This window comes from Terribium retamae, assembly GCF_022347545.1.
GTDB lineage: Bacteria > Pseudomonadota > Alphaproteobacteria > Rhizobiales > Rhizobiaceae > Mesorhizobium > Mesorhizobium retamae.
The window spans coordinates 17047-30342 of sequence record NZ_JAKREW010000049.1; the positions used below are offsets into that span (position 1 = coordinate 17047).

The 13296-nt window shown below is 60.8% G+C and carries 12 protein-coding genes and 1 tRNA gene; 8 read left to right on the forward strand and 5 right to left on the reverse strand.

Translation table 11 applies throughout. The features are described 5' to 3' along the window. Nucleotides 1-60: 60 nt before the first annotated feature. Both L4923_RS26850 and L4923_RS26855 read left to right on the forward strand, forming a co-directional pair. Nucleotides 61-942, forward strand: coding sequence for an HpcH/HpaI aldolase/citrate lyase family protein (locus L4923_RS26850; protein WP_239370171.1), 882 nt, complete (start codon nt 61-63; stop codon nt 940-942). 27 nt (nt 943-969) lie between these two features. Further along, a complete protein-coding gene (locus tag L4923_RS26855) occupies nt 970-1179 on the forward strand; it encodes a DUF1737 domain-containing protein (protein ID WP_239370172.1) in 210 nt (69 codons plus the stop codon). A 19-nt stretch (nt 1180-1198) separates the two neighbouring features. On the opposite strand, the gene L4923_RS26860 is transcribed toward L4923_RS26855, so the two are convergent. Further along, nucleotides 1199-1621: a metallopeptidase family protein gene (locus L4923_RS26860; RefSeq protein ID WP_129412414.1), complete on the reverse strand. Its 423-nt coding sequence runs from the start codon at nt 1619-1621 to the stop codon at nt 1199-1201. A 183-nt stretch (nt 1622-1804) separates the two neighbouring features. Between L4923_RS26860 and L4923_RS26865 the strand changes: the two genes are divergently transcribed. The 3 genes from L4923_RS26865 to L4923_RS26875 are packed head-to-tail and all read left to right on the forward strand — an operon-like array spanning nt 1805 to nt 7597. Further along, nucleotides 1805-2815, forward strand: a complete 1011-nt coding sequence (locus L4923_RS26865) for an ImuA family protein (protein ID WP_239370173.1) — start codon at nt 1805-1807, stop codon at nt 2813-2815. Further along, nucleotides 2769-4238, forward strand: coding sequence for a DNA polymerase Y family protein (locus L4923_RS26870; RefSeq protein WP_239370174.1), 1470 nt, complete (start codon nt 2769-2771; stop codon nt 4236-4238). The genes L4923_RS26865 and L4923_RS26870 overlap by 47 nt, the downstream gene beginning before the upstream one ends. Further along, a complete protein-coding gene (locus tag L4923_RS26875; RefSeq protein WP_239370175.1) occupies nt 4235-7597 on the forward strand; it encodes an error-prone DNA polymerase in 3363 nt (1120 codons plus the stop codon). Before L4923_RS26870 ends, L4923_RS26875 begins: the two co-directional genes overlap by 4 nt. Nucleotides 7598-7645: 48 nt before the next feature. On the opposite strand, the gene L4923_RS26880 is transcribed toward L4923_RS26875, so the two are convergent. The 4 genes from L4923_RS26880 to L4923_RS26895 all read right to left on the reverse strand — a co-directional run bounded on the left by L4923_RS26880 (nt 7646) and on the right by L4923_RS26895 (nt 10177). Then, nucleotides 7646-7852, reverse strand: a complete 207-nt coding sequence (locus L4923_RS26880) for a Trm112 family protein (RefSeq protein ID WP_239370176.1) — start codon at nt 7850-7852, stop codon at nt 7646-7648. Nucleotides 7853-7869: 17 nt separating this feature from the next. After that, nucleotides 7870-8541 carry an LON peptidase substrate-binding domain-containing protein gene (locus tag L4923_RS26885; protein ID WP_239370177.1) on the reverse strand — a complete coding sequence of 224 codons (672 nt, stop codon included), beginning with the start codon at nt 8539-8541 and terminating at the stop codon, nt 7870-7872. Nucleotides 8542-8631: 90 nt separating this feature from the next. Further along, the gene (trxA, locus tag L4923_RS26890) at nt 8632-9606 is read right to left on the reverse strand and encodes a thioredoxin (protein ID WP_239370178.1); all 975 of its coding nucleotides are present in this window, start codon (nt 9604-9606) and stop codon (nt 8632-8634) included. Between the two features lie 73 nt (nt 9607-9679). Beyond that, nucleotides 9680-10177 carry a prolyl-tRNA synthetase associated domain-containing protein gene (locus L4923_RS26895; protein WP_239370179.1) on the reverse strand — a complete coding sequence of 166 codons (498 nt, stop codon included), beginning with the start codon at nt 10175-10177 and terminating at the stop codon, nt 9680-9682. Between the two features lie 205 nt (nt 10178-10382). Between L4923_RS26895 and L4923_RS26900 the strand changes: the two genes are divergently transcribed. From L4923_RS26900 to L4923_RS26910, 3 genes are all read left to right on the forward strand, one after another. Further along, nucleotides 10383-10457: transfer RNA gene (locus tag L4923_RS26900), tRNA-Gly, on the forward strand. Between the two features lie 176 nt (nt 10458-10633). Continuing rightward, nucleotides 10634-12094, forward strand: coding sequence for a phospholipase D-like domain-containing protein (locus tag L4923_RS26905; protein WP_239370180.1), 1461 nt, complete (start codon nt 10634-10636; stop codon nt 12092-12094). A 102-nt stretch (nt 12095-12196) separates the two neighbouring features. Further along, nucleotides 12197-13042: an endonuclease/exonuclease/phosphatase family protein gene (locus L4923_RS26910; protein ID WP_239370182.1), complete on the forward strand. Its 846-nt coding sequence runs from the start codon at nt 12197-12199 to the stop codon at nt 13040-13042. Nucleotides 13043-13296 lie beyond the last annotated feature (254 nt).

Consider the following 13296-nt stretch of genomic DNA (forward strand, 5'->3'; position numbering starts at 1 on the left):
TCAAAACCGGCACTATTCGCTACTCACTATTCGCTACTCACTGGCAGGCATGAAGACCAGATGGCTGAAAATACCTATCGTCCCCGCCGTTCCGTTCTCTATATTCCCGCCGCCAACGAGCGCGCCCTGGCCAAGATTGCGACGCTTGCCTGCGACGCCGTCATTATCGACCTGGAAGATGCCGTTGCCTCCGGGGAAAAGGCCTCGGCGCGCGACAGGCTCGCCACAATCTTCGCCAATCGCCCACAACGACGCTGCGAGATGGTGGTGCGCATCAACCGCTTCGGCGGCGAAGGCGGGCCGGAAGACCTGGCTGCGGCTCTTGCCTGCCAACCGGACGGCATTCTGCTGCCCAAGATCGATACGCCACGCGATATACTGGAGGCCGGCGACGCTCTCGACGAGGCCGATGCGCCCGACGAGGTGAAGCTGTGGGCCATGATCGAGACGCCAAAGGCGCTGATCAACATCGCCGCCATCGCGGAGCTCGGACGCGATCCTGCATCGCGGCTGGCCTGTCTGGTTGCCGGCACCAACGATCTGATCAAGGAAACCGGTGTTCTGGCCACCGCGGACCGGCGCTATCTGGCTCCATGGCTGATGCAGATGGTGCTGGCCGCGCGTGCCGGCGGCATCGCCCTGCTTGACGGTGTCTTCAACGATTTCCGCAATTCGGACGGCTTCACCCGCGAATGCGCCGATTCCGCCGGCATGGGGTTCGACGGCAAGACTTTGATCCACCCATCGCAGATCGAGGCTGCCAATGCCGCTTTCTCCCCCTCGGAAGAGGCTTTGACGGAGGCCAGGGCCATCGTCGCGGCTTTTGCCGCACCGGAGAATGCCGGCAAGGGTGTGATTGCCCTGGAGGGCCGGATGGTCGAGCGTCTCCATTTGGTCCAGGCCGAAAAATTGCTGGCGAAAGCCGTCAGCATCGGCGCATGATCGGACGACAGCTTTAAGGACAGAACCATGCGCCTCTACCGCTTCCTCACCGACGTCGATGACGCCACCTTTTGCCATAAGGTGACGGCCGCGCTGAACAAGGGCTGGCACCTCTACGGATCGCCAACCTATGCCTATGACAAGAAAGAAAAGGTGATGCGCTGCGGCCAGGCCGTTGTGAAGGACGTCGATGGCCAGGAATATGTCTCCGGCGAAACCAAGCTGAGCGACTGGTAGACGCCCACGCAGGCAAGGGTTATTCCGCCGACGCCTCGATGCGCTCCATGTCGTCGTCGGAGAGGCCGAAATGATGGCCGATCTCGTGGATCAGCACATGGGTGACGATATCGCCCATCGTCTCCTCGTTCTCGGCCCAATAATCGAGGATGGCCCGGCGATAGAGCGTAATACGGTTGGGCCCTTCGCCGGTCGCGGGATTCCAGCGTTCGGCGATGCCGCGCCCTTCGAACAGGCCGAGCAGGTCGAAGGGGGTTTCAAGCGACAGGTCGTCCATGATCTCGTCGGTCGGGAACTCGGCCACCTGGATGACGATCTCGCCGGTCAGCTTGCGGAACTCCTCCGGCAGGTGCGCGTAAGCTTCCAGCGCCAGCAGCTCAAGCTCCTCGAGGGAGGGGGAAAGCTCGTTATGCCAGGTGCGGGTCTTGTAGATGCGGGCCATGCTTTGTCCTTTGATCCCGGCATATAGGCTGTTGCGGTAAAATCGGCAAATAACAGACCGGTCAACGGCATTTTGCCGCCGGCAGCAGAGGAATAAATTCTCCCTGAGGCCGCTTGACTCTCATCTCACCCTCTGGAATCTATAAGAACATAACAGGAACAAATTGACTGGACATTGACCGACATGGCGATAAACGCCGTGGCGCGAGACACTGTTTTTGCCTTGCGCCGCCAGATCGCGAAGATCGAAGGCACGCTGTCGGAACGCCTGGAGGCACCGGCTGGCCTCGACGCTGACCGCATGCTGGTACGCCGCAGCGGCGTGGCTGAAAGCCACGGCTTGCTGGCCACCGGTGCGCAACACTTCGACGCCGCCCTCAATGGCGGACTGCCCAAAGCAGCTCTGACCGAATTCTATGGCGCCGAGACCCGCGATGCCGGCACTGTTGCAGGCTTTGCCCTCGCCCTCGCAGGCTTGCTGCTGAAGGCGGCAAAAACTCCGACCCCTATTCTATGGGTCGGCACCACCGAGATCTTTCGCGAGGCCGGCTTTCCTTATGCACGCGGTCTTCAAGCCAACTTCGGCATTGCACCGCAAGACCTACTTTATGCCGAAGCCCCGAAGATCAGCGACGCCTTGTGGATCGCCGAAGAGGCGGCAGGATTGACTGCACTCTCGGCCGTCATTCTGGAACTGCGCGGCAATCCCGAACGGCTCGACCTGACCGCAACGCGCCGGCTGCACCGCCGCGCGCAGATGGCAGGCCGACCGGTCTTCCTGCTGCGCCAGGCCGCCTTTGCCGAGCCGACCGCGGCACCCGTCCGTCTCGTCGTCACACCGGCACCGGCAACATTGCGCAACACCCTGGCCGGTCCCCTGGACGGCTCGATCGGTCGCCCGGGCATCGCCGTCACCGTCGGCAAGAGCCGCGCCGCACAGCCTGGACAATTCACACTGGAGTGGAATCCCGATGAACGCACATTCCTGGATCGAACGCGCTCGGGCGCAACCCACCAGCAGCCAAGGGACATTCAGAACCGGACAAAGGATCCTGTCGCTGTGGTTTCCCTATCTTCCGGCAGAACGGATCCTGCGACAGCGGCACGGTCGGTCCTGGCGTTCACGCCCCGCCAATCATCGTCCCCTGGTGATCAGCCATCGCGACCGCAACGCCCAGCGCATCGCCGCGCTTGACGAACGGGCCGAAGCGCTGCCGCTGAAACCCGGCATGGGCATTGCCGATGCACGCGCCATGCATCCGACAATCGATATTGTCGAGGCCGACCCGCAGGCCGATCTGCGCCTGCTCGATGGTCTGGCCGACTGGTGCGACCGCTACACGCCGCTGGTGGCACTGGACGGGACTGATGGCCTGTTCCTCGACATCACCGGCTGCACGCATCTGTTCGGCGGCGAGCATGCCATGCTGGATGAAATTCTGGCTCGCTTCTTCCACCAGGGCTTTGACGTGCGCGCCGGCATCGCTTCGACAGCGGGGGCAGCCTGGGCTGCAGCCAGGTTTCGCGGCCGCTGCATCATCGAATTAGGCGAGGAGGAAGCCCTTCTCGGACCGCTGCCGCTTGCGGCATTGCGGCTTGAGCCGGCCATTCGCAGCAGCCTGGAAAGCGTCGGCCTGCGTACGGTCGGCGCCGTCCTGGCGGCGCCCCGCGCGCCGCTGGTGCGCCGCTTCGGTGCTGCCTTGCTCCTGCGCATCGACCAGGCGCTGGGGCGACAAGATGAAGCCGTCTCGCCGCGCTTGCCTATCGCCCCGCTTTCAGTCGAGCGCCACCTCGCTGAGCCCGTCATCCTGATCGACGACATCGAACGTCTGGTGTTTCTGCTTGCAACGGCGCTGAAGACCGATCTCGAGCGGAGAGGCGAGGGGGCGAGAGCGGTCGCCCTCCTGCTCTTCAGGGTCGACGGTATGGTCACGCGCCTTGTCGTCGGCACGTCTCGGTCGATACGCGAACCGCGTCTGATCCTGAAATTGTTTCAGGAGAAGCTGACAGCGATCGCTGAGGATTTCGATGCCGGATACGGCTTCGATCTGGTTCGCCTCGCAATACTGACGACTGCTCCTTTCGACATGCATCAGGCCGACCTTGCCGATACGACCGAAGACAGCGAGGAGGACCTTGCACTTTTTGCCGACCGCATTCGTGCGCGCCTGGGCGAGGGCGCCGTGCTGAAACCCGTCGCCGTCGAAAGCCATCTGCCGGAACGTGCCGTTGCAGTCATTCCCTATTGGCAGGACGCGCCCCAGCGGATTTCACCCCCGAAGAAGCCGGCTGGGCCGAGAGGACTGCCTTCCGCCGTGCCCTTCCAGCCGGAGCGCCCGATCAGGCTGTTTCAGGCGCCTGAACCAGTGGAAGTCCCCGCCTCTGAAATTCCGGATGGTCCGCCCCGGCAATTCCGCTGGCGGCGAGCGCTCTACCGTGTCGCCAAGGTCGAGGGACCGGAACGCATCGCAGCGGAATGGTGGCGCAAGGAAGAGCCAACACGCGACTATTTTCGCATCGAGGACACCGACGGCCGTCGCTATTGGCTCTACCGCCAAGGCCTTTACGACGCTTCGAAACCGCCGCCGCGCTGGTTCATGCATGGAGTGTTTGCATGAATCTGGTCGCCCATCGCGCACCGCCCTATGCCGAATTCGGCGTGCAGTCGAATTTCTCCTTCCTGCGTGGTGCATCCCGTCCCGAAGAATTGGTGGTCGCCGCGAAGCTCTATGGCTTTTCGGCAATCGGCCTGGCCGATCGCAACACGGTCGCCGGCGTCGTGCGCGCCTGGCAGCAATCGAAGGTCGAAGGCATCGACTATCATCCCGGTTGCCGGCTGGTCTTCGGTGATGGCACCCCCGACATCCTGGCCTATCCGCAGGATCGCAAGGGGTGGGGACATCTGTGCCGCATGCTCACCCAGGCCAACCTGCGCCCAGAGACAGAAAAAGGCGCAACGCTGCTTGAACGGGGCGACCTGCTCGAATGGGGTCACCGCCTGTCGCTTGCCGTCCTGCCGAATCTCCAAGGTGATGGTGAAACGCAACTGGCCCTGCTGCGGCAGCTCAAAGATCGCTTCGACGGCAATCTATGGCTGGCGGCAGCTCCCGACTACCAGGGCAATGACCGCTTTCGGCTGGAACAGACAGCCGCCCTAGCCGCGGCCGCCGAGCTGCCTCTGATGGCGACCAATGATGTGCTCTACCACACAGCTGCGCGCCGGCCACTCCAGGATGTGGTCACCGCGATCCGCCTCAATGTTCCGGTTGCTGAAGCCGGTTTCGAACTGGCGGCAAATGCCGAACGTCATATGAAACCGGCGGTCGAGATGATCCGGCTCTTCCGCAGTTACCCGGAAGCGCTGGAACAGACGCTACGTTTTGCCAAGACGCTACGGTTTTCGCTGAGCGAGCTTGAATATAACTATCCCGACGAACCAACCCAATCGGGTCTTGGGCCGCAGGAAGAATTGGCCCGCTTAGCTTGGGAAGGCGCAGCCAAACGTTACCCGGCTGGCGTTCCGACCGGTGTGCGCAAGCGCATTCTCGAAGAATTGGCGCTTATCGAACGCCTCAACTATGCGCGCTATTTCCTGACAGTCCACGACATCATGCGCTTTGCCCGCGAGAAAGGAATTCTCTGCCAGGGAAGGGGTTCGGCCGCCAATTCGATTGTCTGCTTCTGCGTCGGAATCACTGAGGTAGGGCCTGAACGAATCGATACGCTTTTCGAGCGCTTCATCTCCGAGGAACGAAACGAGCCTCCGGACATCGACGTCGATTTCGAACATGAAAGGCGCGAGGAAGTCATCGCCTACATTTATGAAAAGTACAAAGAGAAGCACACCGCACTCGCTGCTGCCGTAACCAGCTATCGTGGCCGCTCCGCTTTGCGCGAGGTCGCCAAGGCCATGGGGCTTTCCGAAGACGTTCGAAGCGCTTTGTCGAGCTCGATCTGGGGTTGGTATTCATCCGAACTCGGCCAACGGGAAACCCAGGCCGGCGGGCTGGACCAGAGCGATCCATTGACCAGGCACGTGGTTGATCTCGCCAACGAGATCATGGGTTTTCCGCGTCATCTCACCCAGCATGTCGGCGGCTTCGTCATCACCAAGGATCGGCTCGACGAGATCGTACCCATCGTCAAGACGGCGATGGATGAACGCAAGATGGTCGAATGGGACAAGGACGATCTTGATGCGGTGAAGATCCTCAAGGTCGACATATTAGCGCTCGGCATGCTGTCTTGCCTGAAACGCGCCTTTACCCTGCTGGAAGATCACTATCCAGCACGCGACGAATTCGGCCGGCCTTATTCCCTGGCAACGCTGCCCGAGAAGGATCAACGCGTCTATGATATGATTTGTCGCGCCGATACCTTAGGCGTTTTCCAGATCGAATCCCGCGCACAGATGTCGATGCTGCCGCGTTTGCAACCACGCACTTTCTATGATCTCGTCATCGAAGTCGCGATCGTCCGCCCCGGTCCCATCCAGGGCAACATGGTGCATCCTTATCTCCGACGCAGACAGAAGAAGGAGCTCCCTGAATATCCAAAGCCGGAACTGGAAGGCATTTTGGGAAAGACCCTGGGCGTGCCCCTGTTCCAGGAACAGGCCATGAAGATCGCCATCGTGGCCGGCGGCTTCAAACCGGGAGAGGCCGACCAGTTGCGTCGCGCCATGGCGACATTCAAGCGCACCGGAACCATCGGCAATTACCGCGACCGCATGGTCAACGGCATGATCGACCGCGGTTATCCCAAGGAGTTCGCCGAACGCTGCTTCAAGCAGATCGAAGGTTTCGGCGAATATGGCTTCCCGGAAAGCCATGCCGCATCCTTCGCTCTGCTCGTCTATGCGTCCTGCTGGTTCAAGACCTTCTATCCCGACGTCTTCTGCGCGGCGATCCTCAACTCCCAGCCGATGGGTTTCTACCAGCCGGCCCAACTGGTGCGGGATGCCCGCGACCATGGCGTTGAAGTCCGCGATGTCGACATCAATGCATCCGCCTGGGACTACACGCTTGAAAAAGTTTTCTTTGATCCAGGACGTATCGTTGCTCGTCATGCCGAGATGCGCGGTGTCATTCTAACCAACCACGCTGTCAGGCTTGGTTTTCGCCAGATCAAAGGCTTGTCCGAGGACAGGATGAACGCCCTCATCGCGCGGCGTGGCGACGGCTATGAATCCGTGCGCGATGTCTGGCTGCGCTCCGGCCTCGACACCGACGAGATCGAAAGACTGGCTGAAGCCGATGCCTTTCGTTCGCTGGGCATCAGCCGGCGCGACGCCCTCTGGGCGGTGCGCGCACTTGATGGTCGCAAGGCGACGGAGCGGCTGCCTCTGTTCGACCAGCCCGACATCAGGCTTCCCGATCTCGAGCCGATAGCGAAACTGCCGATGATGCAGCCGGGCGAACATGTCATTCACGACTATCGTTCGCTCGGCCTGTCGCTCAAGGCACACCCCGTGTCATTCCTGCGTGAACGCCTTGCTCGCAGCGGCGTCACGCCGAATGCGCAGCTGCCTTCAGTGCCGGACGGCAGGCGTGTCACCGTTGCCGGACTCGTGCTGGTGCGGCAGCGTCCGGGTAATGGCAAAGCTATTTTCCTCACCTTGGAAGACGAGAAGACCGTAGCCAACGTCATTTTCTGGGAAAGGGTTTTCCAACGCTTCCGGCCGGTCGTCATGGGCGCACGCTTCGTCCGCGTCACCGGCAAGCTGCAGTGCGAGTCCGATGTCATCCACATCGTCGCCGACAGGATCGACGATCTGACGCCCTGGCTGTCGTCCTTGTTGGAAGAGACGCATCCGGACCTTGCCCAATCCGCAGACGGCAGGAAGCTCCTGACGAGGCAGGTCAGACGAGATCATGCCGGCCCATTCGAGAAACGGCAGAAACCGTCAGAACCCGGTCCTCGCACGCTTGCCGATGATGCACAGCGTGTCATGCCGAAGGGGCGCAACTTCCATTGACGCCCGCATCTCTCGAATTTCTGTAACGGGTCCGAGTACCCTTGCCGTTCAGCTCTTGCCCGGCGTGAGGGTTCGCGCCTCGGAGGGGAGCATGATCGGAATACCGTCTCGTACCGGATAAGCCAATTTGGCAAGGCGCGACACCAGTTCGCCGCGCTCAGCATCCCAGGTGAGCGGACCCTTGGTCAGCGGGCACGCCAGAAGCTCCAGAAGCTTGGGGTCGACACCGACCTTTTTGCCTTCCCGCTCACCCATCGTCTGCCTTTCCAAGCTTATTGCAGGCCCGGACCGAAATCCTCGTTCTCTCGCGCCAGCGTCATCTCGGTAATCGCGATCAACGTCTCGGCCCGGTTTTTCAAATCCTGCGCTTCAAGCAGCGCCTGTTTCTCTGCCGGCCCGTAGGGCGCCATCATCGACAGGGCATTGACCAAAATCGCGTTGTCGGCGCGGCTGACACTTTCCCAGTCGGCTTCCAGCTCGTTGGCTTGAAGGTAGGCGCGAAAGGCCTTCAGCAACGCCGTCCGGTCGACGGAGGCCGCTGAGGGATCCTCCTCGAGATCCGCCAGGAATGGCGCAACGCGGCATTGACGAAACGGCGTGCGCACCGTGAGCTCCTGCGTCACCCGGAAACGACAGATGCCTTGCAGCGACACGACGTAGCGGCCGTCACCCGTCTCCATGAAGGAGGTCAGGCGCCCGATGCAGCCAATGCCGCTCAATTCCGGTTCGCCGTCGTCACGAAGTGCCCCGTCGAGGCTCGGCTGGATCATGCCGATCAGGCGCGATTCGCCCAGCACCTCATCCACCATCTGCAGATAGCGCGGCTCGAAGATGTTCAGTGGCAAACGGCCGCCAGGCAGCAACAACGCTCCACCCAGCGGGAAGACCGCAATCGTATTGGGCAGGTCCGTTTCGAGCCGATACCGGGCGTTTCCCGCTCGCATCCTTCCCTCATCCGACATGTTCTTGCGCGAGAAGGAAGGACCCGTGCCCTTCCTCGCTCGTGATCTGCCCGGTCGGTCCGACCTGAGGCCTTACGAAAACAGCAGCGACGACAGCTTGCGGCGCGCCGACAAGGTCACCTCGTCGGCCGGGCCCCAGGCCTCGAACAGCTGCAACAATTGTGCTCGTGCGCCGTCGTCATTCCATGCGCGGTCGGCTTTGACGATCGCGAGCAGATTGTCGGCAGCTTTCTCACGCTCGCCCATGGCGTTCTGGACCATGGCAAGGTCGAAACGAGCCTGGTGATCCTTCGGGTTCTCGGCCAGGCGCTTCTCGAATTCCGCAGGATTGCCAAGCTCCGACGCTTGCGCGGCAAGCGCCATGCGCGCCCGCACGGCGCTGATGGCTGGTGCTTCACCCTTGCCTTCGGGCACCTGTGCCAGCACGGCCTCCGCGCCGGCAGTATCGCCTGCATCGAACAGGATTTCGGCAAGCCCCGCGATGGCATCGACCGTGTCCGGCGCCTGTTCCAGGATCGACTGATAGATATCGGCGGCGGTTTGGACGTCACCAGCCGCGCGCGCCTCGGTTGCGGCGGCCAGGGCCTCGGCAAGTTGCGGCTGGCCGCCACCCTTGCCACCCACGCGTTCGATGAACTCGCGGATCTGGCTTTCGGGAATGGCGCCCATGAAACCGTCGACCGGCTGCCCATTCTTGAACGCAATGACTGCAGGAATAGACTGGATACCAAGCTGTCCGGCAATCGACGGATGCTCGTCGATGTTCATCTTGACGAGTTTCACTGTACCGCCGGCGGCGGTGATCGCCTTTTCCAGCAGCGGCGTCAGCTGTTTGCAGGGGCCGCACCACGGTGCCCAGAAGTCTACCAGCACCGGCTGGTTTCGCGATTCCTGGATAACATCGGCCGTAAAAGTCGCCGTGGTCGTATCCTTGATCAGGTTGCCGGCCGCACCGTTTCCGGGTGCCGATCCGCCGTTCTGCCCGCCATATTGCACGGTTGTCGTATATGCGTTGCCCATGCCGCCGAACGGGTTCTGGTCGCTCATCATCTTGTCCTTTCGGCCGCCGCGCGAAAGCAGCGGCTATATTCTGCAGGGCTGGTTGCCACCAATGTGGCGATCATGCCGAGACTTTCAAGATAACAGGCTCGTGGCCTGTTGCCTCGATGAATCTGACCAGATCATCCGAAGCGATCGATGTTGTCGCCTCGTTGGTCAGCGGATGCGCGTTTATCACTGAATTTTCCATCAGCGGAGCATCCAACACGACCTTGACCTGCTTTTCGCTGTCGTTGATCAGTCCGAAAACGGTGACGGCGCCCGGAACCACACCCAGCAGTTCCATGAGCTTCTCCGGCTTGCCGAAAGAAACCCGGCTGGACGCGCCGATCAGATGATGGATCTGCTTGAGGTCGACCTCCGCCTCCTCATCCACGGTCACAAGGAAGAAATTGTCCTTCTTGTCCTTGAGGAAAAGGTTCTTGGTGTGTCCGCCGGCGATTTCGCCGCGCAACGCTTGCGAATCGGCGACGGTGAAGAGCGGCGCATGCCTCCGTGTCGAAACCTCGATGTCCAATCCGGCCAGGAAAGCGAAAAGTTCGTCTTCTTTCTTGGCCATGATGCTCCACCTTGTTGCAGCGTCGACGTGGCCGCTCATGGGCCGTACGACTGTGTATATCCTCCCGATCCATAAAGCAGAGCGAGCCTGCAAGCCAAGGCGTTTTGGCGAGTTTTGCCAACGATGCAAAAAGCGTATTTTTCCCTGTTGCATTCGGCGCGGTCTTCGGCCATATAGGCCCGGCTTGCGGCCCAAGGCCGTGTGAGCGGGTGTAGCTCAGGGGTAGAGCACAACCTTGCCAAGGTTGGGGTCGGGCGTTCGAATCGCCTCACCCGCTCCAATTTCCTTCAAGGAAATCAAGCATATAAAAAAGGCGCCCTGCGGGGCGCTTTTTTGTTTTTCCGGTCTGATTTTCTCACAAATAGGTACGAAAGCTTCTCGCGATGCACGTCCTATCGATCGATGCATTGAGGATACCAATCGACGGCGTTCAGGATAACTGCATAGATATCCTCCATGTGGACGCTGATCGTTACCTATTGGCCTCATATGCTCGCGGTCGTCTCGACGGTGATCGCGGCAGTTGCCGCCGCACATGCGGCGATGACGAAAGACGAAGTGCGCGCGGCGATCGGTTGGGTTGGCGTCATTGTGCTGTCGCCCTTCGTCGGCGCGGCGCTCTACGCCATTGCCGGGATAAATCGTATCAGAAGCGTCTCTCTCGCAGCGGAGCGGGCAGCGGCCGGGCGGGCGGTTCTGGAGCACCCGCGCTTCGATGCAGCCGACAGCTCCATTGACGCTCGGTTCGGGCCGCGTTTCGTTGCGCTCAAGACCGCGGGCGACAGAATAACGCACCACGTGCTGACAACGGCGAATGCCGTCACCATGATGGAGAGTGGGGACGAAGCCTATGCTGCCATGATCGCAGCGATCGGAAGCGCGCAACGCAGCGTCATCCTGGAGACCTACATATTCGATCGCGACCCGATCGGGCTGCGAATCGCCGACGCCTTGATAGCAGCCGTGCGACGCGGAGTTGCCGTGCGGGTATTGATCGACGCGGTCGGTGCCCGCTACTCAGTTCCGAGCATCGTCGGTTATCTACAAAAGGGTGGTGTCCCCACCGACGTGTTCAATGGCGCCATCATCATGGGGCTTCGCCTGCCTTATGCCAATCTGAGAACGCACCGAAAGATCCTGGTTGCGGACGGTGCCGTGGCTTTCATGGGCGGGATGAACATAAGGCAAGGGTTTACCGCCGAATTCGCCGGCGCAGCCATGGCGCACGACACGCATTTCCGCATCGATGGTCCGGTTGTCGCCGACATCTTCTCGGTTGCCGCGGAGGACTGGTATTTCGCGAGCGGCGAGCGGCTCCGGGGCGAAGCCTGGCATATAGCGTTCGATGCAGCCGGAGAATCTGGTTCGCCGATGCTGATGCGTGCGCTTCCTTCCGGACCCGACGCCAGCCTGGAAGCCAATCACAAAATGCTTATGGCTGCCTTTTCGATCGCACGCCGATCGATCCGCATCATGTCACCCTATTTCCTGCCCGATCGCGAGTTGATCAGCGCCTTGACCACTGCAGCGCGGCGGGGGGTCGATATCGATATTGTGGTGCCATCGGCCAACAATCTTGTTCTTGTCGATCGGGCGATGACTGCCCAGTTCGACCAGGTTCTCAGGAGTTACTGCCGGGTCTGGCGTGCTCAAGGGTCTTTCGATCACTCAAAGCTGCTTGTCGTCGATTCCACGTGGGCTTTCGTCGGCTCTTCCAATCTCGATCCACGGTCGTTGAGACTGAATTTCGAGATCGACCTCGAAGTCATGGATCCCGGCTTTGCCTCAAAAATCGAAGCGCGCATCGATTCCGCGATGCAATCGGCCGTAGAGGTAACACTGAAGGAATTGCGCGGACGCCCATTCCTTGTACGTTTGATCGACCGTGTGCTTTGGCTCGGATCGCCCTATCTTTGACAAGAGGCGCAACGGGTGCTTCGGTTGGTTGCAGGAAGATTCGTCCGCCCTAACTACAGAGACGACGCAAGGCCAGACTTATCAAAAGAAACGAGAAGCATCATGCATAGGCTCGGCGGCGGTCTTCCCGCAAACATTCTTGAGCGCATCCGAATGCGCCGGGATCGTGCGGGCCACGCGCCATCGCCGGCTGACTACGAACAGCCGGGGGTGCTGGTTGCTTCGTACAATGTCCACAAATGTGTTGGGACCGACGGGAGATTCGATCCGGAGCGCACCGCGCATGTGATCCGTGAAATCGACGCCGATGTCATAGCCCTTCAGGAGGCGGACAAGCGTTTTGGCGACCGCAACGGCTTGCTGGATCTTACGCGCCTGCAAAGCGAGTCCGGGCTCACCGCCGTGCCCGTCTCAGGGCAGGTAAAAGCTCATGGCTGGCACGGAAACGTCGTGCTTTTCAGGCGCGGAAGTGTACGCGACGTCCACCAGATCAGGCTGCCGGGACTCGAGCCGCGCGGCGCGGTGATCGCGGAGATCGAATTGGAGGCCGGCGGCACGATACGGATCGTCGCGGCGCATTTCGGTCTGCTTCGTCGCTCGCGTACCCGGCAGGTCCGCGCAATTCTGGATATCATGAAGGACAGCGACGACATCCCGACATTGCTGATGGGAGACCTAAACGAGTGGCGTCTCAACGGTCGCTCTGCGCTCACCATGTTCGAAACCGCCTTCGGAGAGCTGCCGCCTGCCGTGCCCAGTTTCCCATCGAGGCTTCCATTGCTGGCCCTTGATCGCCTGATTTCAAACCGCAAGGAAATCCTGTCGCCTGTCCTAGCCCACGACACGCCTCTGGCGCGACTTGCCTCCGATCATCTCCCGATCAAGGCCTGGGTAAACCTGGCGCGAGCGCGCTCGACAGCCCCCGGAGATAAACGCGTGGCGGCCTAGCCTGATCTTGATTGAATCCAATTCCCACAAAGTGGACGGAGCCTTGGAGCATTTCCGTGAAAACGGAAACGTTGTGGGACGAGCTTTTCCTGGCTTGGTTAGAGCCGCTCAAGATTTAGGTTGGGAAAGGGAGACGACTTGCCGCGATGAGCTGCCGCAGCGGTTCATATGACAAGCAAAGAGAATGTTACGTGCGTTTAGCAGACCTGGCAGCGACCTACTCTCCCGCGTCTTGAGACGAAGTACCATTGGCG